This window comes from Psychrobacter glacincola, assembly GCF_904846075.1.
GTDB lineage: Bacteria > Pseudomonadota > Gammaproteobacteria > Pseudomonadales > Moraxellaceae > Psychrobacter > Psychrobacter glacincola_C.
Map to the genome: position 1 here is coordinate 283,677 of NZ_CAJGZH010000001.1, position 21,860 is coordinate 305,536.

Annotated in this window: 17 protein-coding genes and 1 pseudogene; 17 read left to right on the forward strand and 1 reads right to left on the reverse strand. The window is 40.1% G+C overall.

Annotated features, from left to right (window positions below; all coding sequences use genetic code 11):
* Positions 1 to 2: 2 nt before the first annotated feature.
* Complete coding sequence (gltA, locus tag JMW85_RS01240) at positions 3 to 1,283, reverse strand: citrate synthase (protein WP_055123667.1); 1,281 nt, start codon at positions 1,281 to 1,283, stop codon at positions 3 to 5.
* A gap of 1,029 nt (positions 1,284 to 2,312) precedes the next feature.
* Here gltA and sdhC point away from each other — a divergent pair.
* From sdhC to JMW85_RS01325, 17 genes and pseudogenes are all read left to right on the forward strand, one after another.
* Positions 2,313 to 2,699: a succinate dehydrogenase, cytochrome b556 subunit gene (gene sdhC / locus JMW85_RS01245; protein WP_083475612.1), complete on the forward strand. Its 387-nt coding sequence runs from the start codon at positions 2,313 to 2,315 to the stop codon at positions 2,697 to 2,699.
* Between the two features lie 2 nt (positions 2,700 to 2,701).
* On the forward strand, positions 2,702 to 3,106 hold the full coding sequence (sdhD, locus tag JMW85_RS01250; protein WP_227678233.1) for a succinate dehydrogenase, hydrophobic membrane anchor protein: 405 nt from the start codon (positions 2,702 to 2,704) through the stop codon (positions 3,104 to 3,106).
* Positions 3,107 to 3,447: 341 nt separating this feature from the next.
* Complete coding sequence (gene sdhA / locus JMW85_RS01255) at positions 3,448 to 5,298, forward strand: succinate dehydrogenase flavoprotein subunit (RefSeq protein ID WP_055123666.1); 1,851 nt, start codon at positions 3,448 to 3,450, stop codon at positions 5,296 to 5,298.
* 211 nt (positions 5,299 to 5,509) lie between these two features.
* Complete coding sequence (locus JMW85_RS01260; protein ID WP_201580700.1) at positions 5,510 to 6,220, forward strand: succinate dehydrogenase iron-sulfur subunit; 711 nt, start codon at positions 5,510 to 5,512, stop codon at positions 6,218 to 6,220.
* Positions 6,221 to 7,143: 923 nt separating this feature from the next.
* Complete coding sequence (locus tag JMW85_RS01265; protein ID WP_201580701.1) at positions 7,144 to 10,026, forward strand: 2-oxoglutarate dehydrogenase E1 component; 2,883 nt, start codon at positions 7,144 to 7,146, stop codon at positions 10,024 to 10,026.
* Positions 10,027 to 10,179: 153 nt separating this feature from the next.
* Positions 10,180 to 11,421: a 2-oxoglutarate dehydrogenase complex dihydrolipoyllysine-residue succinyltransferase gene (odhB, locus tag JMW85_RS01270; protein ID WP_045443097.1), complete on the forward strand. Its 1,242-nt coding sequence runs from the start codon at positions 10,180 to 10,182 to the stop codon at positions 11,419 to 11,421.
* 221 nt (positions 11,422 to 11,642) lie between these two features.
* On the forward strand, positions 11,643 to 13,097 hold the full coding sequence (gene lpdA, locus JMW85_RS01275) for a dihydrolipoyl dehydrogenase (RefSeq protein ID WP_201580702.1): 1,455 nt from the start codon (positions 11,643 to 11,645) through the stop codon (positions 13,095 to 13,097).
* Positions 13,098 to 13,253: 156 nt separating this feature from the next.
* A complete protein-coding gene (gene sucC, locus JMW85_RS01280; protein WP_201580703.1) occupies positions 13,254 to 14,420 on the forward strand; it encodes an ADP-forming succinate--CoA ligase subunit beta in 1,167 nt (388 codons plus the stop codon).
* A gap of 152 nt (positions 14,421 to 14,572) precedes the next feature.
* Positions 14,573 to 15,448 (forward strand): succinate--CoA ligase subunit alpha, encoded by an 876-nt coding sequence (sucD, locus tag JMW85_RS01285; protein ID WP_045455414.1) that lies wholly within the window; start codon positions 14,573 to 14,575, stop codon positions 15,446 to 15,448.
* 779 nt (positions 15,449 to 16,227) lie between these two features.
* On the forward strand, positions 16,228 to 16,908 hold the full coding sequence (locus JMW85_RS01290) for a glycosyltransferase family A protein (protein ID WP_201580704.1): 681 nt from the start codon (positions 16,228 to 16,230) through the stop codon (positions 16,906 to 16,908).
* 38 nt (positions 16,909 to 16,946) lie between these two features.
* Positions 16,947 to 17,827: pseudogene (locus JMW85_RS01295) on the forward strand (IS982 family transposase).
* Between the two features lie 49 nt (positions 17,828 to 17,876).
* Complete coding sequence (locus tag JMW85_RS01300; protein WP_201580705.1) at positions 17,877 to 18,236, forward strand: hypothetical protein; 360 nt, start codon at positions 17,877 to 17,879, stop codon at positions 18,234 to 18,236.
* 1 nt (position 18,237) lies between these two features.
* On the forward strand, positions 18,238 to 18,933 hold the full coding sequence (locus tag JMW85_RS01305) for a hypothetical protein (RefSeq protein WP_201580706.1): 696 nt from the start codon (positions 18,238 to 18,240) through the stop codon (positions 18,931 to 18,933).
* 55 nt (positions 18,934 to 18,988) lie between these two features.
* Positions 18,989 to 19,180 carry a hypothetical protein gene (locus JMW85_RS01310; protein ID WP_201580707.1) on the forward strand — a complete coding sequence of 64 codons (192 nt, stop codon included), beginning with the start codon at positions 18,989 to 18,991 and terminating at the stop codon, positions 19,178 to 19,180.
* Positions 19,181 to 19,182: 2 nt separating this feature from the next.
* Complete coding sequence (locus tag JMW85_RS01315; protein ID WP_265090729.1) at positions 19,183 to 20,049, forward strand: UDP-N-acetyl glucosamine 2-epimerase; 867 nt, start codon at positions 19,183 to 19,185, stop codon at positions 20,047 to 20,049.
* 43 nt (positions 20,050 to 20,092) lie between these two features.
* Positions 20,093 to 20,968, forward strand: a complete 876-nt coding sequence (locus JMW85_RS01320) for a hypothetical protein (RefSeq protein WP_201580708.1) — start codon at positions 20,093 to 20,095, stop codon at positions 20,966 to 20,968.
* Between the two features lie 124 nt (positions 20,969 to 21,092).
* Positions 21,093 to 21,623 carry a glycosyltransferase gene (locus JMW85_RS01325; RefSeq protein WP_201580709.1) on the forward strand — a complete coding sequence of 177 codons (531 nt, stop codon included), beginning with the start codon at positions 21,093 to 21,095 and terminating at the stop codon, positions 21,621 to 21,623.
* The last annotated feature ends 237 nt before the right edge of the window (positions 21,624 to 21,860 follow it).

A 21,860-nucleotide genomic window follows, 5' to 3' on the forward strand; every position in this document is an offset into this window, starting at 1 on the left:
GACTATTTACGGTCTTCAACTTTAACGAAGTCGCGATGCGTTTCACCCGTGTATAACTGACGTGGACGACCGATTTTGAACGGTGTGCTGTGCATCTCTAACCAATGGCTGATCCAACCAGAAGTACGAGCCAATGAGAAGATAACGGTAAACATTGACGTTGGGATACCGATGGCTTTAAGGATAATGCCCGAGTAAAAATCAACGTTTGGATACAAGTTACGCTCAACGAAGAACGGGTCTTCTAAAGCGATTTTCTCAAGTGCCATGGCAAGCTCAAGCTTAGGATCATTGATGCCCAATGCGCCTAATACTTCGTCACAAGTTTCTTTCATTACTTGTGCGCGTGGATCAAAGTTTTTATAAACGCGATGACCAAAGCCCATCAGTTTCACTTCACGGCTCTTCACTTTTTCCATGAATTCAGGCACATTTTCAACTGAACCGATCTCATCTAACATCTCAAGCACAGCTTCGTTCGCGCCGCCATGTGATGGTCCCCAAAGGGCGGCGATACCAGCAGCGATACACGCATAAGGGTTTGCGCCAGTAGAACCAGCTAGACGTACCGTAGACGTTGACGCGTTTTGCTCGTGGTCAGCATGCAAAGTAAAGATTTTGTCCATGGCGCGAGTGATGACGTCATTGGTTTGGTAATCAACATCAGCAGGCGTGGCAAACATCATGTATAAGAAGTTTTCAGCATAGCTAAAGTCATTGCGTGGGTACATGAACGGTTCGCCTTGCGAGTATTTATAACTCATCGCAGCAAGCGTTGGCATTTTAGCGATTAGACGGATAGCCGTGATTTCACGATGCTCTTCGTTACTGACGTCTAATGCTTCATGATAAAACGCGGATAAAGCACCAACGACACCAACCATAATGGCCATTGGATGTGCGTCACGGCGGAAGCCTTCAAAGAACTTGCGCAACTGATCATGAACACCCGTATGCTTACGGATTTTTTCAAAGAAATCTGCTTTTTGCTCAGCGTTCGGCAAGTCGCCATGAATCAAGGCATAAGCCACTTCTAGATATTCAGCATTGTTTGCCAATTGATCGATAGGGTAGCCGCGGTGTAGTAGCTCACCTTTACCGCCATCAATATAAGTAATCTTTGATTCAACAGGAGCGGTTACTTTAAAACCAGGGTCATAAGACCAAAATCCTGATTCTTGTAGAGCAGCAATATCTAGAACTGGACGCCCTAAAGTACCTTCGATAATAGGAAACTCGTATTCTTTACCATTGACGGTTAGTTTGGCATTAGTGTCAGCCATAAATTGCTCTCCATTGGTTTTAGCTTGTTAGAATAAAATTACGACAGACACACACCCTCGGTCTATCGTTAGTCAAATCATAAAAATGCATTTAACTCATTTAATACGCAGGGTATATTAGCAGTAATTACTTATGATTTGAAAAGACTTTTACCATCAATAGCACCAATTGGTACGGTTTAGTCGTGTTTATTCACTGTAATTTTTGTATCAAAATATGTCTGATTGGTTATTTTGCTTAGAAAGCTTGTTTTTATGACAGTAAGTACAGCTACATTATCCGCATAATTTTTAAAGAATTTTACGATAATAATGTAGCAGGTTTGATTAATATTCGGGTTAAAAACAGACAGAGTATGCGTAGTAGACGAATTGAGTTTGGCGTAAATTCCCTCAAAATTGAGCAATGTTGGCAAATACGTATGACCGCTGTCTATTTATTTGTTAACCCAGCGTTTGCCTTTTACTACTTAGGGGATAAATTTGTAATTATCGCCCAGTCATTTTATAATTGTAGGAACTTAACTGGCACTCGCTTTGTGCGAATTGATAAGTGGTCATGATGTAGTGTCGTTTTTCTATTCATACTCGGTTATGGCTGAGTAGCACAAGAGCAACGACGCACTAGCGTTTTGATAGACAATATCTGTAATCCAGGGTTTGAATGCTTTTGTTAACTGTTCTATTTTTAAGTCATTAGTAAAAGGGCTGTATTGATATCGATGACGGAGTAGCGTTGTTTCTATTGATATGACCAGTAAAAATAGACTAGTTAATCGATCTTACTCATGTTTATTTTCTTTGTTGTATAATAGACGGGTTGTTTTATAGACCTGTCGATTTGACGAGCGATATTAAACAGTTTATCAATACCTTGTACCCCACGATCCTTTCTTCATATTTAGCGCAAACTAAACGAAGTCAGCTAGCTCTTCCTTACTTTATTCGTCTCGTGTGTTGCTCAATGCTTAATCGACATCAGTGATATCAAGCGTTGATAGCAGATACAGGAGTATAACCGCAAAAAGGATGCCCGCTGTGAAAAGCAACCGACCTATTGATCTGCCTTTAAGCCAAGTGATTAGCGTTAATCGCTCACCGATTGCGATCGCCTCTATCTTGCATCGTATCTCTGGCATTATTTTATTTTTATTGATTCCTGTCATGCTGTGGTTACTACAGAACTCATTGGCTTCGGCTGAGAGCTTTGAGACCGTATTTGACAACGTACTTGTGCGCTTCTTAGCATGGATATTTGTTGCCGCGATTGCTTATCACTTTGTGATGGGTATTAAGCACTTATTCGCTGATATGGGCATGAACGAAGAGCTAAAATCTGGCCGCACTGCGTCTATGGTTAGTTTTGTGATTGCAGCAATTCTAATTGTCGCGTCATTTGTATGGGTGATGTTCTAATGATAAAAAATGATTCAGGAATCAAAAGTGCGACTGGTCTGACAGGTTCAGGCTCACGCGATTGGATTATCCAGCGTATTAGCGCTGTCGTTTTAGCCGTTTATAGTGTGGTATTGCTGGGCTTCTTTTTGACGCACGGCGAGGTTACTTATCTTGAATGGTCATCATTCATGACCAGTTTGCCTATGCGCCTATTTAGCTTGGTGGCGGTACTTGCCCTAGCTGGGCATGCTTGGGTTGGTATGTGGACCGTGTTTACAGACTATATCACTACTGGAAAATTGGGCTCAAGCGCAGCAGGTCTACGCTTAGTGCTACAGTCATTGATGATTATCGCTATTTTAGTGTTTCTATTTTGGGGCATCATGATTTTTTGGGGTACTGGTTTTGGTGTGGTTGCTGTTTAACCAATGAGTTATCACCTCTACTATCTATAAACAATAACGGACGCGACTAGCAAATGTCAAAGTCATCCGTTAGTAGCCAAAAATAGTCATAGCCAATCATAGCGTTGGACATCATTGACTTAGTCAGTCACTTATATAATAGGTGCGCTATGGTTTAGTCAGTGAGCGAACCCAATATAACGATAGATATGCAAATTAGGTGGTTAAAGGTTGTGAGCGTCATCCACTTTGATAATTGCAAATAATGTCAAGACAATAAAGTGTTTTGTCCAGCAATAGGATGATTTTGAGACAGCCTTTTTATTTACTTCTAAGCATTAATAGGCATTAGGAAAACCGTAATGGCAACTAGACAAGATAATACCATTAGTAATATTAAGACGCTAAACTATGATGCAGTCATCGTTGGTGGCGGCGGCTCAGGTATGCGTGCTTCACTACATTTGGCAGAAGCAGGCATGAAAGTTGCCGTTTTGACCAAAGTATTCCCAACCCGTTCGCACACGGTTGCGGCTCAGGGCGGTATCGGCGCAAGTTTAGGCAACATGAGCAACGATAACTGGCATTTCCACTTTTATGACACTGTTAAAGGGTCAGATTGGTTAGGTGACCAAGACGCGATTGAATACATGTGCCGTGAAGCGCCTAAAGTAGTCTATGAGCTTGAGCACATGGGCATGCCGTTTGACCGTAACGAAGACGGCACGATTTATCAGCGCCCATTCGGTGGTCATACGTCGAACTATGGCGAAAAAGCCGTACAACGTGCGTGTGCTGCAGCTGACCGTACGGGTCACGCGCTATTACATACGTTGTATCAGAAGAATTTGCAGCAAGGCACTGAGTTCTTTATCGAGTGGATTGCGCTTGATTTGATTAAAGACGAAGCGGGTAATATCAACGGTGTTATCGCGCTTGAGCAAGAAACAGGTACGGTTGCCGTATTCCAATCACCAATTACTGTCTTAGCGACAGGTGGTGCAGGTCGTATCTTTGCTGCTTCTACTAACGCTTATATCAATACTGGTGACGGTATTGGCATGGCCGTTCGTGCTGGTATTCCATTACAAGACATGGAGTTTTGGCAGTTCCACCCAACAGGTGTCCACGGTGCAGGCGTACTGTTAACTGAAGGTTGCCGCGGTGAAGGCGCTATCTTACGTAATAAAGATGGCGAAGCCTTTATGGAGCGCTATGCGCCAACCGTGAAAGACTTGGCACCACGTGATTTGGTTTCTCGTTCTATGGATCAAGAGATCAAAGAAGGTCGCGGCTGTGGTCCAAACGCTGACCATATCGTAATGGATATGACCCATTTGGGTGTAGAAACCATCATGAAGCGTTTGCCATCGGTATTTGAGATTGGTAAAAACTTCGCTAACGTCGATATCACCAAAGAGCCAATTCCCGTTATTCCAACTATTCACTATATGATGGGCGGTATTCCAACCACTATTCATGGTCAAGTCATTAAGCCTGATCTAGAAGCAGGTACGGATGAAGACGGTCTATATGCAAAAGGCAACGTGGTCAAGGGTCTTTATGCTATCGGTGAATGTGCTTGTGTCAGTGTTCACGGTGCCAACCGTTTAGGTACGAATTCACTGCTTGATCTATTGGTATTTGGTCGTGCTGCTGGTAAGCATATCGTTGATGAATTCCATCATGCCGATCATAACTATAAGCCTCTAGATCCACGCGTGCTAGATTATACGGTGGGTCGTTTAGACAAGCTACAACAGTCGACTGAAGGCTACAATGCCCAAGACGTGGCTGACGAGATTCGTGCAACCATGCAAGCGCATGCGAGTGTGTTCCGTACGCAAGCGATGATGGACGAAGGCGTTGAGAAGATTTTAGCGCTTGGTGACAAGATTGAGAAAATCCATTTGGCCGATAAATCACAAGTATTTAACACAGCGCGCATTGAAGCATTCGAAGTGGCTAACTTGTATGAAGTGGCCAAAGCGACGATGGTATCAGCGGCAATGCGTCACGAAAGCCGTGGTGCTCATAGTGTGTCTGACTATGACCGTCCAGAAGATGATGATTACGCACCAAATGGCCGTAATGACCACGAGTGGATGAAGCATACCTTATGGTATTCTGAAGGCAATCGCATCATTTATAAGCCAGTCCGTAAAGTACCACTAACGGTTGATTATATCGAACCGAAAGTTCGCGTCTACTAATTTTAGACTGCGCAATTTAGCGATACGAACAGCGTAAACGTTTTATTTTTTATTCATTTATTAAAAGGTGACCGCCAGCTACATGCTCATGCCAGCGTGACAATATGATTAGTTGATATTTGATAATTACTGTCAATATGGGCTAATCAATAGCGCTGATATGCTGCAACCTTTGTATGCCCGCCATCACCTACGTGTGGAGTTTAGCATTATGAGCCGAGGTACTCGCACCATCGAAATCTATCGCTACGATCCTGATCTGGACGCAGCGCCGCGCATGCAAACGTATATAATTGAGTTGTTAGACTCAGATCGTATGTTGCTTGACGTGTTATTACGCCTGAAAAAGGAAGACGAAACACTGACCTTCCGTCGCTCTTGCCGTGAAGGTATTTGTGGCTCTGATGGCATGAACATCAATGGCAAAAATGGTCTAGCGTGTCTCATTAACATGAACACTCTGCCAGAAAAAGTCACGGTTCGTCCATTACCAGGTCTACCTGTTGTTCGCGATTTGGTTGTTGATATGAACCAATTCTATGAGCAATATGAGAAAGTACATCCGTACTTGATCAATGACCAGCCAGCACCGCCGACAGAGCGTTTGCAGTCACCTGAACAACGGGAAAAGCTAAACGGTTTGTACGAATGTATTCTATGTGCATGCTGTTCAACCAGCTGCCCATCGTTCTGGTGGAACCCTGATAAATTCTTAGGTCCATCAGCACTACTGCATGCTTATCGCTTCGTGGCTGATAGCCGTGATGGTGATACGCAAGCACGTTTGGCGCGCTTAGATGATCCATTTAGCCTATTCCGTTGCCGCGGTATCATGAACTGTGTATCAGTATGTCCAAAAGGCTTGAACCCAACCAAAGCAATTGGTCATTTACGTAATATGCTCATTGACCAAGCAGGTTAATCGTTTATAATTGTCAGGTTTTTTTGCAGATAGCGTACGAAAAACACCACCTAATCATTAGGTGGTGTTTTTTATGAGCAATATATCTGAGATTATTTAATTGTCTTTCAGTGTCAGATAGAACTTATCGAGACGATTATTCGACATGGTTAAAGGTAAGACTGGGCTATCAATACGTTGGTTGTATGTAAGAAGGCATGATATATACGTCAGCAATCTATATAATTGGTGTTAGAAAAAGTATTCAGCCAGAGATATTCACCACGTTAAATGTTAGAATAGCGCATTATTTTAATAATTAGTGGTTTTGACGAACCACTATCAGTCGTTAATGTTTAACTTACTGATAAATAAGTATTCAAAACAAATAATAGACTGGAATAATACATCCAAAATGATAGTAGATATTCATTACCTAAATAGTTAGTATTGAACAAACAAACTATGGCGCGAAACGCTGTCATGCTACTCTATACAGCAACGTATGTTTGCCATAAATGTGATGATAGCTTGGGAATAACCAGACGTTCCAGCGATGATAGCCAAATGATAGGCCAGCTGAAGGCGTCAATAATTCATCGATCATTTATCTTTGATGAATTGGTTATGACTAACTTCAGTATATATAAATTAATGTTGTGAGACGAGTCAGATAACAAAACTGGACGTTCACAAATAATTATATTTTTAATATAGGTATTGTAATGGCACTTATTATCACTATTTAGCATAACTGTCTGTCATAAGCAAAAGCACAGACAAGCGTACTTTTCTTTTATAGTAATAAGTGTGGTTCATAAATCAGTACTGAACAGAATACGATTGATTTTTTATAGCATTAAGTATTTAGATGTCTCACATACAACAGATTACACAATAATAAGCACGATTCCATTCATTTATCTATCAAATAGACGATTATTATGAATAGTATAACTAAAGAAGCCGCAAGCCTAGGACATACAGAACTGGCTGCTGACAACGCCAGCTATATAGAAGCTCTTTATGAGCAGTACCTAAACGACCCTGATAGCGTTGATACCGATTGGCAAACGTATTTTGAACAATACAAATCGCCAAACGATGCACAGCATAACGCTATTAAGGAACAGTTTTTGTTGCTTGCTCGCAACCAAACTGCTAATAAAGCCAGCACTCAAGAGCCTGCTGCAAATGCAGGCTTAGCCGACTGTGCTAACCCTAAACAAATGGGTGTACAACAGCTAATTTCAGCTTACCGTCGCCGTGGTCATCGCCGCGCGAAGCTTGATCCGTTAAATCTACATCCACGTGCAGAAGTGGAGGATTTAACCCTTGCTTATCATAATCTTTCAGAAGCAGATCTGGATACCGTATTTCCTACCAATGATTTAAATATCGGTAAAGACGAAGCGCCTTTACGTGAAATCATCGAAATTATGGAACGTGTTTACTGCCGTTACATTGGTACTGAATACATGCACGTTACCACCAGTACTGAAAAACGCTGGATGGAAAAGTATCTAGAAACCAACTTAGGTTACATCAAGTTTGATAAAGAAAAGCGCTTATCTATTCTTGAGCGGCTCACAGCAGCTGAAGGTCTAGAAAAATACTTAGCACGTAAATATACGGGCGTTAAGCGTTTCGGGCTAGAGGGCGGCGAAAGCTTTATCCCTGCTATCAATGAAATCATTCAACGTGCAGGCGGTTACGGCACTAAAGAGATGGTCATTGGTATGGCTCACCGTGGACGCCTAAACCTACTGGTCAATATCTTAGGTAAAAACCCTGCGGACCTGTTTGACGAGTTTGATGGTAAAGTACAGCCAGAAAAAGGCTCAGGTGACGTTAAATACCATAATGGTTTTTCATCAAACGTGATGACGCCAGGCGGTGAAGCGCATTTGGCTTTAGCATTTAACCCATCACATCTTGAGATTGTTGCACCGGTATTGCAAGGCTCCGTACGTGCTCGTCAGGTGCGCCGCAACGATCAGCCGCTATTGGATAATAAAGGTGGTAATTCAGTATTGCCAATCGTTATTCATGGTGATGCTGCGTTTGCTGGTCAAGGCGTGGTTCAAGAAACGTTCCAAATGTCACAAACCCGTGCTTATACCACTGGTGGTACTGTACATATTGTGATCAATAACCAAGTCGGTTTCACGACCAGCCGTCAAGAAGACGTGCGTTCGACTGAGTACTGTACTGATGTTGCAAAAATGGTACATGCACCTATCCTACATGTGAACGGTGATGATCCTGAGTCGGTCGTATTTGCCGCGCAGTTAGCATTAGATTACCGTCATGAGTTTGATAAAGACATCATTATCGATCTGTTCTGCTATCGCCGTAATGGTCATAATGAAGCGGATGAGCCGTCAGCGACTCAGCCACTTATGTATGCAGTTATCAAGAAGCTACCAACGACTCGTACGATTTATGCACAAAAACTCATCGAAGACGGTATTTTGAATGCTGAAGAAGAAAAGCAGTATGAAGATGACTATCGTGAGTCTTTAGACCGTGGTGACTATGTTGCAAACTCATTGGTTAATGAGCCTAACGAAGAGTTGTTCGTCGATTGGAAACCTTATTTAGGTCACGATTTGGTGGATGATTGGGATACCAGTGTTGACATCGAGATTTTAAAAGGGTATGGACGTCGTATGGCGGAAATGCCAGAAGGCTATAAGTTACAACGCCAAGTCCAAAAAGTGGTTGAGCAGCGCTTAGCCATGCAGACAGGCGAAGAGCCATTAAACTGGGGTGCAGCTGAAACGTTGGCATACGCATCACTAGTCGATAACGATAAAGTATTGGTACGCATTACTGGTGAAGATGTGGGTCGCGGTACTTTCTCACATCGTCATAGCGAAATCTATAATATCAATGATGGCAGTATGTATGTGCCACTCGCTCATATGAGTGACACTCAAGCCCGCTTTGCCACTTATAACTCATTGTTATCAGAAGAAGCGGTATTAGCCTTTGAATATGGTTATGCAACGACAGTACCAAATGCCTTGATCGTTTGGGAAGCGCAGTTTGGTGACTTCGTCAACGGCGCGCAGGTAGTGATTGACCAGTTTATCTCAAGTGGTGAGACGAAATGGCAGCGCGTTTGTGGTCTGACTATGTTATTACCACACGGTTTTGAAGGTCAAGGTCCTGAGCATTCATCTGCTCGTCTTGAGCGTTTCTTACAGCTATGTGCTGAAGACAATATGCAAGTAATAACGCCAACGACACCTGCGCAGATCTATCATGCGCTACGTCGTCAAGCGGTTCGCCCAATTCGTAAGCCATTGATTGTCATGTCGCCGAAGAGTTTACTACGTCATAAGCTAGCCACTTCAAATCTTGAAGAGCTGGCGAATGGTAAGTTTGAAACGGTACTGTCAGAGATGGACAACCAAAATGCAGACAAAGTCACTCGTATGGTGCTTTGTGGTGGTAAAGTTTATTACGATTTGCTTGAGCAGCGCCGCGCCTTAGGTCTAGATCATGTCGCTATTGTTCGTATTGAGCAGCTCTACCCATTACCAGAGCAGCGTTTGATGGCTGAGATTGAAAAATACAGTAACTTGGCTGAGATCGTTTGGACACAAGAAGAGCCGCTGAACCAAGGCGCTTGGTATTATTTAGCACCGCATATGTTCCGTATCGTCGTACCACACCCAACCAAGGCGAAAGTCATGGAGCCAGTGGCGCGTCCTGCGAGTGCAGCACCTGCAACAGGGTCACCAAAACTGCATGCTCAGCAGCAGCAAGCGTTGATCGCTGGTGGTCTTGGTATCAGTGTCGATGAGTTGGCTAAGTAACAGATTATTGAAGATAAATGAATCAGGCGATAACAGTCAGTATGTTGTAATAAAATCTAGATAGTATTATCTAAGATCGCTATGCAAGATGGCACTGACTGCCTATCACGACTTAATAACAAATATGAATATCCCAATCTAAGGAGTATATCGATGGCTGATATCAAAGCCCCCGTTTTTCCAGAATCAGTTGCCGACGGTACTATCGTTGAGTGGCATGTCACTGAAGGTCAGCAAGTCAATCGTGATGACCTATTGGCTGAAATCGAAACTGATAAAGTCGTATTAGAAGTTGTGGCGCCTGATAACGGCGTTGTGACCAAAATCGTTAAGCAGGTTGATGATACCGTGTTGTCTGACGAGATCATTGGTCAATTCGAAGCTGGTGCAAGCGCCAGTGCAGATAATGCTCCTGCGGTAGATCCAGATCAACCAGCAGCGCCAGTACAAGCCAAGCAAGCAGCAGATGGTGGCGAGCCTGTCCAAGCAACAGATAAAAAAGACGAAGCGGATCATAAAGATCAAAGCCCAGCGGTACGTAAAGCAGCGAAAGAGTCTGGCGTAGATCCTAAAGAAGTGGAAGGCAGTGGTCGCGGCGGTCGTGTGACCAAAACCGATATGGCTAACCCAACATTGAAAGCAGACAGCAGCATCAAATCTGATAGCGGCCGTCCAGTAGCTGAATCAATGGGTGAGCGTACTGAGAAACGTGTTCCAATGACGCGTCTTCGTAAGACAGTCGCCAATCGTCTGCTAGCAGCCTCACAAGAAACGGCGATGCTAACGACGTTCAACGAAGTTAACATGAAGCCATTAATGGACATGCGCGCTAAATATAAAGACCAGTTCGAAAAACGTCATGGCGTACGTTTAGGCTTTATGTCATTGTTCGTGAAAGCGGCAACCGAAGCACTTAAACGCTTCCCAGCAGTAAACGCTTCACTAGACGGTGATGACATTGTTTATCATGGTTTCTACGATATCGGTGTTGCTGTATCATCTGACCGTGGTTTGGTTGTTCCAGTACTACGTGATACCGATCGCATGAGCATGGCGGACGTCGAGAGCCGTATCCGTGAGCTTGGTGGCTTGGCTCAAAAAGGTAAGCTTGGTCTAGATGACATGACTGGTGGTACGTTCACTATCTCAAATGGCGGTGTATTTGGCTCATTGATGTCTACACCTATTTTGAACCCACCACAAACAGCCATCCTAGGTATGCATGCGATCAACGACCGCCCAATGGCTGTTGATGGTAAAGTTGAAATTCTGCCGATGATGTATCTTGCATTGTCTTATGACCATCGTATGATTGATGGTAAAGAAGCGGTACAGTTCTTAGTAACCATCAAAGAATTGGTTGAAGATCCAGCCATGTTGCTCCTAGACCTGTAAGCTTTTAAGCTTGTATTGGCAACCGCCGATACAAGCTTTTTAACTTTAGTCTAAACAGTGGTGCTCGTTGTTTACTAATAAATAAGAATGTTTAACTGATGTGGTGTATTTACCGTAAAGTGAAAAAATTTGAACCAAAACATGGCTTATTTATTAACGAGACAATCCTCAGTTTAAACGATATTTACAATTAGAACGATAATTAGAAATAGGAACGTACTATGAAAGACAATTATGATTTAGTCGTCATCGGCGGCGGTCCTGGTGGTTATGAAGCCGCTATCCGTGCAGGTCAGTTAGGTATGAGTGTTGCTTGTATCGAAAAGCGTGTTTATAAAGGTGAGCCAGCACTTGGCGGTACTTGCTTGAACGTCGGTTGCATTCCATCAAAAGCACTACTTGATAGCTCGCATCGTTACGAAGCGACGAAGCATGACCTTGCTGAACATGGTATCAGCACTGGTGACGTTGCTATTGATATTGAGCAAATGATTGCACGTAAAGAAGGTATCGTTAAGCAATTGACGGGCGGCGTTGCTGCACTATTGAAAGGCAATGGCGTTGACTGGCTACAAGGCTGGGGCACGTTAGAAGACGGCAAGGGCGCTGATAAAAAAGTTAAATTTACCGCGCTTGCAGATGAAGTAGAAACGACTATCACTGCTAAAAACGTGATTCTTGCGGCAGGTTCTGTGCCGATCGATATCCCAGTTGCTAAAACTGATGGCGATCGTATCGTTGACTCTACTGGCGCGCTCGACTTCACTGCTGTACCTAAACGCTTGGGCGTGATTGGTGCTGGTGTCATCGGTCTTGAGCTTGGTTCAGTATGGCGTCGTCTAGGCGCTGAAGTTGTTGTTTATGAAGCGCTTCCAAGTTTCTTAGCAGCCGCTGATAAAGACATTGCTAAAGAAGCGGGCAAAATGCTAAAGAAGCAAGGTCTTGATATCCGTGTTGACACCAAAGTAACCAATGCTGAAGTCAAAGGCGATCAAGTTGTCGTCACCAGCGAAACCAAAGGCGAGTCATCTGAAGAAAGCTTCGACAAACTGATCGTTTGTGTTGGTCGCCGTGCATACTCTGAGAAACTGCTTGGTGATGACAGTGGCATTCAATTGACTGAACGTGGTCTTATCGACGTGAATGATCAATGTAAAACCAATCTTGATGGTGTTTATGCCATCGGTGATTTGGTTCGTGGTCCAATGCTTGCGCATAAAGCGATGGAAGAAGGCATGATGGCCGTTGAGCGCATTCATGGCGAAAAAGCCCAAGTTAATTATGACACGATCATTAACGTCATCTATACCCATCCAGAAATCGCATGGGTTGGTTTGACTGAGCAAGAAGCTGAAGCCGCTGGTTTTGAGGTCAAAACAGGTTCATTCAACCTAGCAGCGAACGGTCGTGCATTGGCTCAAAGCGAAGCAGAAGGCTCTATCAAAGTCGTGGCTGATGCTAAAACAGATCGTCTATTAGGTATGCATGCTATCTCTGCTGGTGCTGGTGATATCGTCCATCAGGGTATGATCGCGATGGAATTTGTCTCTAGTATCGAAGATTTGCAATTGATGACCTTTGCTCATCCAACCATTTCAGAAGCCGTGCATGAAGCTGCTCTGTCTGCTGATGGCCGTGCTATTCACGCCATTCAGCGTAAAAAGCGTAAGAAATAAGTCGTTATTTTGATCAGTACCAACTTATAACCTGATCGCGGTGGGGTTGTTATGGCTTCCACCACGGTCATGAGTGCGCCATATGCTTGTCTAATATGTATATACGCGCACTTGTTTTCACTTTTTATTAATTGTAAAAAATAAAGGATACAATCAATGAATTTACATGAGTATCAAGCAAAAGAGCTATTAAAAAGCTATGGTTTGCCGATTCAAGAAGGCATTATTGCCTATAACGGCGACGAAGCTGCTGCTGCTTTTGATAAAACGCCAACAGACATTGCGGTTATCAAAGCGCAAGTACATGCTGGTGGTCGCGGTAAAGCGGGTGGCGTAAAGCTGGTTAAAACTCGTGAAGAAGCCAAGCAAGTTGCTGAAGAGCTAATCGGTACCAATTTGGTTACTTTCCAAACTGACGCTGATGGCCAACCAGTTAACTTCGTATTGGTTGCAGAAGATATGTATCCAGTACAAACTGAGCTATATCTTGGTGCAGTCGTTGATCGTTCTACGCGTCGCGTAACGTTCATGGCATCAACCGAAGGCGGCGTTGATATCGAAGAAGTCGCAAATGAGACACCAGAAAAAATCTTTAAAGTAAACGTTGATCCTTTAGTTGGTTTGATGCCCTTCCAAGCACGTGATGTGGCATTCAAACTAGGTTTAGAAGGCAAGCAAATCAATCAATTCGTTAAATTGATGACGGGCGCTTATCAAGCATTCATCGATAACGATTTTGCCTTGTTAGAAATCAACCCATTAGCCATTCGTGAAAATGGCGAAATCGTTTGTGTTGATGGCAAAATTGGTATCGATTCAAACGCACTGTATCGTCTGCCTAAAATCGCAGCACTACAAGACAAGTCACAAGAAAATGAGCGTGAGCTTAAAGCGGCCGAGTTTGACCTAAACTATGTTGCGCTAGAAGGCAATATCGGTTGTATGGTTAACGGTGCTGGTCTTGCTATGGCAACGATGGATATCATCAAATTGTACGGCGGCAAGCCTGCTAACTTCTTGGACGTTGGCGGCGGCGCAACTAAAGATCGCGTTGTTGAAGCATTCAAGATTATTCTTGAAGACAGCAGCGTTGAAGGTGTTCTAATCAACATCTTCGGTGGTATCGTACGTTGTGACATGATTGCAGAAGCGATTATCGCTGCTATCAAAGAAGTTGACGTAAAAGTACCTGTTGTTGTCCGTCTAGAGGGTAACAACGCTGAAAAAGGTGCACAAATCCTAGAAGAGTCTGGTCTGAAATTGATTTCTGCCCAAGGTCTATCAGATGCGGCTCAAAAAATTGTCGATGCTGTTAAAGCTTAATATATTTGAGGCATAGTCCTCTAAATATATGTGCTTAAGCATAGTAGTCAACGCGTAATAGCAGCTTGTTGGTATAAATTTATCATTAACATTTAATGGATAACACATCATCAAGTGGCTATTGCAAGACCACCGAATACAAGGAATAAATAATGAGTGTATTAATCGATAAAGATACTAAAGTATTGGTACAAGGTTTTACTGGTAAGAATGGTACGTTTCACTCTGAACAAGCGATCGAATACGGTACTAAAGTCGTCGGCGGCGTAACCCCAGGTAAAGGCGGTCAAACGCATTTAGGCCTACCAGTATTCAACACGATGGCAGAAGCTATGGAAGCGACCCAAGCTGACGCTTCTGTTATCTATGTGCCAGCACCATTTGTACTAGATTCTATCGTTGAAGCGGTAGATGCTGGTGTTAAATTGATTATCGTTATTACTGAAGGCGTGCCTACTTTAGACATGCTAAAAGCAAAACGTTATATCGAAGAAGCTGAAGGCGTACGCATGGTTGGTCCTAACTGCCCAGGTGTTATCACGCCAGGTCAGTGCAAAATCGGCATCATGCCAGGTCATATCCATTTGCCAGGTAAAGTGGGTATCATCTCACGCTCTGGTACATTGACTTATGAAGCCGTTGCTCAGACCACTAAGCTTGGTTTTGGTCAGTCAACTTGTATCGGTATCGGTGGTGATCCTATCCCTGGTATGAACCAAATTGATGCGTTGAAACTGTTCCAAGAAGATCCACAAACTGAAGCGATCATTCTAATCGGTGAGATCGGTGGTACTGCTGAAGAAGAAGCAGCCGCTTATATCAAAGACCATGTAACTAAGCCAGTTGTTGGTTATATCGCTGGTGTTACCGCTCCAGAAGGCAAGCGTATGGGTCATGCTGGCGCAATCATCTCTGGTGGTCAAGGTACTGCTGAAGAGAAATTCAAAGCGTTTGAAGATGCTGGTATCGCGTATACACGTGACCCATCTAAACTTGGCGAAAAGCTAAAAGAAGTGACAGGTTGGTAATATAGACATAAGTCTATTGTATAGCTACCAAAACTATCTTGAAAAAACAAAGAGACACCCCTACAATGGGGTGTCTCTTTGTATGGAAGACAAGTAGGATGTATTTTGGATAATAGTTGCTAATAATCAAACATATCAAAATTGAAGTTTAAGCTGTTTTTCTCCATGAAAAAAATAAATTTTTTATTCTAGTAAGGAAGTCAGATATTATAGTTATTGAATGTTCAAAATAGAATGAGAGAGATCAACATGAAAAGTGTAGAAGCGCTAGAGTTAAAATTACTAATTTTAGAAAAAGAAAACTTAGAAATTAAAAAAACTTACATGAAGCCTATGAAGAGATGGAAAAAATATTTATAAACAACAATCCTAATAAAATTAAAAATAATTTTAAAGTAACACAGATTGATCAGCGCTATGGAGCTGCTGAGATAATTAGAAAATCATTACAATATAGGCTAGGTGCCACTATTATAAACGATACAAAGTCTATTAATAGTATACCAAAAGTCCCTTTTAATTTGTTGAAAAATTATATAGATTTCAAAAAAGTAATGCAATTACTAAAGAAAAACATGATTTGCATGATTATTATGATTATCCAAAAGCAGTGGAGTTACAAGATCACTTATCATATAAAGTAGGTTCATGTATAGTTAATAGTATTGAGAATCCACTTCAAGCACCTTTACTGCTTTTTAGGATATTTTCTGAAATATATAAATTTAAACATAAATGATATTTTGATTTTTAATCTGTTGAGAGGTTGATATAAGGATATGACTTTTAGAAAATTTGAAATTGCAAATAAAAAATTGAGAAATAATAATTTTACTCAATCTATTAAGTTGTATGAAGAACTAATTAATTCCTGTCCCTTTTATCCTTTCTACTATAAAAATCTTGCAGATGCATATGAAAGTATTAACAAAGGTTTAAAATCATATATTAATTTAGTACAAGCATCAATCCTACTAGGAGATAAGGAATCTCTTGAAGAAGCTAATATACATAAATTATGGAGTAGAAAGATAGCTAGTACTAAGGATTTAAATTCCGATAAGGCTTTAGTTATAGTTCCAGTTTATAACTCGTCTTCTACTATCGAAAAATCATTATCATCAGTATTTAATCAAACTCATAAAAGCATATTAGTAGTAGCAATTGATGATGGAAGTAGTGATGAAAGTGTAAGTTTACTCAAGAATTTACAAAAAAAACACAGTAATTTAATTGTTCTTATATCGCCAGTTAATCAAGGTACCTATAGCTCTATAAATCTTGTACTACGTATATTTTCCAGACTTGATTTTAGTTATTTTTGTATTCATGGTGCTGATGATCTTATGCATAAGAGTAAGATAGAACTCCAAATAAGGTCAATTTATAATAATAATTATTTAGGTAGTACCCCACTCTCAACTTCGAAAGTGATTGAAAAAAGAAGAGCACCTCACTAATCTATTGTTTTCGACCAAGAATACAATGGAGTCATGAGATGCCCATAGACGAATTTATCATCAATATCTATTTAATGGTAGAGCAATATTACAAAATAGTCGTCACCAAACCCTTGCGAAGTGCAGGTTGCGCACCAAGGTTGAGTGATCCTGAGATCATTTGCATGGAGATGGTCGGTGAATTTTTACACCTAGATCAAGACAAACAAATTTGGCAATACTTTACCCAGCATTGGCAAGACTGGTTTCCAGCCATCGGCTCATACCCTAACTTCGCAAAGCACTGCGCCAATCTGTGGCAAGTCAAACAGCAGATACAAGATAAAGTCAGTGAACTCGAGGGCCGTGACAACATCCATTTTATGGATGGTTTTCCGATACCCGTCTGTCATTATGGACGCGCTTATCGGCATAAAAACTATCAAGACTTAGCGGCTTTTAGCTACTGTGCGGCTAAGCAAGAGAGGTACTATGGCTTTGAAGGACATTTGCTTGTTAACTTATCGGGCATGATTAAAGGCTTTACCTTTGCTCCTGCCAATGTTGATGAAAGAGCCGTTGCCCCAGAAATCACCACTCATATTCATGGGCTACTTGGCGCTGATAAAGGGTATATCAGCCCTAGTCTGACATCGTACTACGACGCTCAAGGCGTGGATTTACAAACGCCACTCAGAGCTAACATGAAAGAGGATAGGCCCAAACCTGTGGTAAGACGGCTGATGAAAGCCCGCCGTATCGTTGAAACAGTCATTGGTCAGCTATCAGAACGATTTAATATACAAAGGGTACGAGCAAGAGATTTATGGCATTTGTCTCATCGATTGATTGTAAGATTCTTTCACACAATCTGTGCTTTGTACTCAACAAAAAACTTGGTAATCCGCCTCTTCAGTTTGATTTGCTTATTTCAAGTTGAGAGTGGGGTGTAGTATAGCTGGATATAAAAGAATATCTATAGATGGGAAATGTCTAGGATACCAAGAAATTGGTCATTCAATGGTTGTTTACAAAAAGCGGTTTTCGAAAAAATAGGATATTATGATGATACGAGATTTGGTGGGGACAGTGAATATATATCAAGATTTAAGTCGAAATTTGGAACTCAGAAACTTCATTTGATTAAAAAGCCATTAACTGAAGCTTATTATGGTGTCAATAATATTAGTCACGCTATAGCAGATAAATCCGAGATCCGAAAAGCATATGCTGATGGTTTTAAAATTAAACATAAGTTAATGAAAAATCTGATAATTGGTATATGTCTTATCAGTTTAGTAATAATTTCGTTGAGTATAGTAAGAAAAAATATTATGGTAGTAGAATAATATGTGGAGTGCTACTATAGAATCTCGATCATCTGCTTTGTTTGATATGGTAAGCTCTATATTGAATCAAGTCGATAAACTAATAATATATCAAAATGGTTATAAAAAAATTAATGACTTTCTTAATCATGAGAAAATAGAAGTGATAAGCTCTATTGATACTGGAAGCGACATGGGTGATGCAGGTAAATATTACTGTGTTGATAATTATGATAATTGTTATTATCTTTCTTTAGATGATGATCTCATATACCCTCCAGATTATGTAGAGAATTTGATTCAAGGTCTTAACTATTATAATAATGAAGTCATTTTATCCTATCATGGTAGAACATTGAAACCAGATGCTCACTGCTATTATAAAGATTATCAAGAATATTTCAGGTGCTTAGGTGCTTTAAACGAAGATAGGTTTGTACATTTTGGAGGAACTGGAGTTATGGGTTTTCATACAAGTGCTTTCAATGTGAAATATGAAATGCTCAAAAAAGCTAATATGGCAGACATATGGATCGGATTATTAGCTAGGAAACAGCTTCTACCTATCGTAGTTCGAAAGCATGCTAGTGGATGGATTAAGTATAATGATAAGGTCAATCTAAATGAAACTATATATAAAAAATATGAACATAGCCATAGTTTTCAGAATAAACTTTTAGTTGGCTTTGAGACTAATATTATAATTGAATACAAATAAGTATTTTTGCTAATTATATAGGGCATGATGCCTTAAAGACATACTAAGGAATAACATGAAGAAGTTTATTACAGTAGTTGGTGCTCGTCCTCAGTTTGTAAAAGCAGCTGCTTTTAGTAAGACAATTAAAGAAGAGTATAGTAACGAATTCGATGAAAAAATATTACATACAGGTCAGCATTATGATTTTAGTATGAGCCAATCTTTTTCAATGAACTTAATATACCCGCACCATATAAAAACTTAAATATAAATTCAGAAAAATATCCTGAGCCAACTGGAATAATGGTGAACGAGTTATATCATGAATTTCAAAATGAGCAGCCAGATTTTGTTTTAGTATACGGTGATACTAACTCTACATTAGCCGCGGCTATAGCTGCAGGTAAGTTGTATATCCCAGTAGTACATATTGAAGGGGGAGTTAGAAACGCTGACACAAAAGTACCTGAACATTTCAATAGAGTCTTAACTGATCATGCTTCAGAACTTATATTTTGCGTATCTAATCAGGATTTAAAAAATCTTAAAAACGAAGGTTTGGGTTCAAAATCTTTCAAAACTGGAGATATAATGCTCGATACAGTACGTATCTTCAGAGAAAGTTCTATTCCTACAGAAAATGAGGTAGATTATACTAATCATGCATTATTAACTATACATCGTAATTTTAATACTGATAATCCCATCGTATTAGGTAATATTCTTAAAAATATTGGAGAGCTTAATACTAAAATTATTTTCCCAATACATCCTAGAACTATGAATGCTATAAATAGTTTAAATTTAAAAATTCCGAAAAATATTGAAATTTGTAAGCCTTTGACTTATGTTGAAATGCTAAAGGTTTTAAAACAGTGTAAGTATGTATTGACAGACTCAGGCGGATTACAAAAAGAGGCTTTCTATTTTGGAAAAAAAGCAGCTTTCGTTTGTCATTTTGATACATTTTGGGATGACCTTGTTAGTTTAGATGCGTTAAAAACTTTGGATCCTATGAATAGTTTTTTACCTTATGAGAGCTGGTTGAACGAGCCTATGCTATTAGATTCAAACCCCTATGGCGATGGATATACGGCTAAACATACTATTGATATAATCCGAAATAATATATAGATTTTTTTAAGCCACTCACTATATAAGAATCATGGGACTACAAGTGAAAGATAATAAATTTTTTACCGTTAGAAAAATGAAAAAATTACTAAGAAATCCAAAGTTATTTTTTATTGACTCTTATAACAAAAGATTCTCGAAAACGCATAAAATGCTTCCTGTATTAAATGTTAGTACTAAAAATTCTAATATTACTTCTAATAGGTATTCTAAAGAAGATATTTCCAGCCCTGTATCTTTTGCTAATAAATTTATCAATGATACGAAACAGATGTACCAACTGAAATATGATGGTGATATATATCCACTGCTCAATGAAAGAGTCTTTAAAGCTAATGAAGAAAGTTTACAAGGGTTTTGGAATCCTTTATTGGATTCTGATTTAGGAAAGGGGTTAAAGATTGAAAAGAACAATACTATAGTGCGCCATTTTAGTAAGGTGAACAGCTGTAAGACAGGTAAGATTAAAGTTGCAGTGCTATCTGAGAACTTTCATTTTATGAAGCCCCTCTATCAATCCGAAATAGTAAAACAATATATTGAGTTTAGAGAAGTAAGCTTTACAGAGATTAGTAGAGGTTTTTCTGCACAGCATCGAAAATTTCCATCTTTGGACCACTTGCATACGCACGGCCAATTAGTAGGGAGAGGCGAGTCAGCCTCTGATATTGATAAAGTGTTTTCTTCTTTTGCACGTTTTTTTCCAGAAAATTACGAAACTATACAGTGGGCAGATATCGTTTGGGCAGAGTGGTGGGTTCACCCACGGTCTGGGCATCTAGATTTCTTCCCGATAATACTAAGCTCATTACACGATGTCATGCATATGAAGCATTTACGTACTGGCCACATTTTATTGATTTTGAAAGAATTGACAAAAATATATTTGTTGGTGAACATATTAAGGAAATTGCATTAGAAAGTTTTGAAAATTTTAGAGATTTTGACGATACCAATAATCACTTAATTAGAAATTATATTGATTTCTCAAATTTTGAAACATCAAAAACATTTAATGCTAGATTTCATATAGGTATGGTCCAGTGGGGGATTCTAATAAGAATCCGCTATTGGCTCTACAAGTCCTTGAGAAATTAGTTAGTATAGATTCTCGTTTCAAAATGAAATTTGCAGGATTACCTTTTAATAAACCTACTAATGAAATCGAAGAAGCCTATCAAAAGCTCTTTGAAGGAAAAGCTGCTCAACTTTCAAGCAATATTGAGTTTTCAGGTTTTGTTGATGATATGAATGTTTGGTACAAGGACGTTGGATTTGTAATCAACTGTTCAAATAGAGAAAGTCAATCTGTCTCTGTATGTGAAGGAGCGGCTACTGGCGCTATTCCTGTAATCAAAGAATGGTCTATGTTGGATAAATTCGAAGCAGCTAGTAAAATATACCCTGGCTATGTTTATAGTGATGTTGATAGTATGGTTCAAAGTATACTTAGAGATAATGAAAATTTTGATAGAGTTCGTTCAAATATAATACATAAATTTAGAGAAGATTTCGGTCTTGAGAAAACAGCTAAACAGACATTAAATCTAATCCTTGAAACTATGAATAGATAATTATGAAAATTGAAATTTTATATACGAAGTATGAAAAATATTTTGCAGAGAACTTAGCTGCTATTATTATAAATAATGGGGGTTCTGCTAACTTAGTAGAAGTGATTACAAATGAAAACTATTTAGTAAATCATAATAATGGTTATCAGAAAGTCTTGATTTTCCCTAGTATATTTCTAGTCTACCATACACAGGGCCTTATAAGCTTTCTTGAACATATTATCAGGTTAGGCTGTT

Bases quoted from the DNA above. Each gene is read 5' to 3' on its own strand.
- gltA (WP_055123667.1), bottom strand. From the start codon at position 1,283: ATGGCTGACACTAATGCCAAACTAACCGTCAATGGTAAAGAATACGAG.
- JMW85_RS01310 (WP_201580707.1), top strand. From the start codon at position 18,989: ATGAAGAAGTTTATTACAGTAGTTGGTGCTCGTCCTCAGTTTGTAAAA.
- JMW85_RS01290 (WP_201580704.1), top strand. From the start codon at position 16,228: ATGACTTTTAGAAAATTTGAAATTGCAAATAAAAAATTGAGAAATAAT.
- sucC (WP_201580703.1), top strand. From the start codon at position 13,254: ATGAATTTACATGAGTATCAAGCAAAAGAGCTATTAAAAAGCTATGGT.
- odhB (WP_045443097.1), top strand. From the start codon at position 10,180: ATGGCTGATATCAAAGCCCCCGTTTTTCCAGAATCAGTTGCCGACGGT.
- lpdA (WP_201580702.1), top strand. From the start codon at position 11,643: ATGAAAGACAATTATGATTTAGTCGTCATCGGCGGCGGTCCTGGTGGT.
- JMW85_RS01305 (WP_201580706.1), top strand. From the start codon at position 18,238: ATGTGGAGTGCTACTATAGAATCTCGATCATCTGCTTTGTTTGATATG.
- sucD (WP_045455414.1), top strand. From the start codon at position 14,573: ATGAGTGTATTAATCGATAAAGATACTAAAGTATTGGTACAAGGTTTT.
- JMW85_RS01260 (WP_201580700.1), top strand. From the start codon at position 5,510: ATGAGCCGAGGTACTCGCACCATCGAAATCTATCGCTACGATCCTGAT.
- sdhA (WP_055123666.1), top strand. From the start codon at position 3,448: ATGGCAACTAGACAAGATAATACCATTAGTAATATTAAGACGCTAAAC.
- sdhC (WP_083475612.1), top strand. From the start codon at position 2,313: ATGCCCGCTGTGAAAAGCAACCGACCTATTGATCTGCCTTTAAGCCAA.
- JMW85_RS01265 (WP_201580701.1), top strand. From the start codon at position 7,144: ATGAATAGTATAACTAAAGAAGCCGCAAGCCTAGGACATACAGAACTG.
- JMW85_RS01300 (WP_201580705.1), top strand. From the start codon at position 17,877: ATGTCTAGGATACCAAGAAATTGGTCATTCAATGGTTGTTTACAAAAA.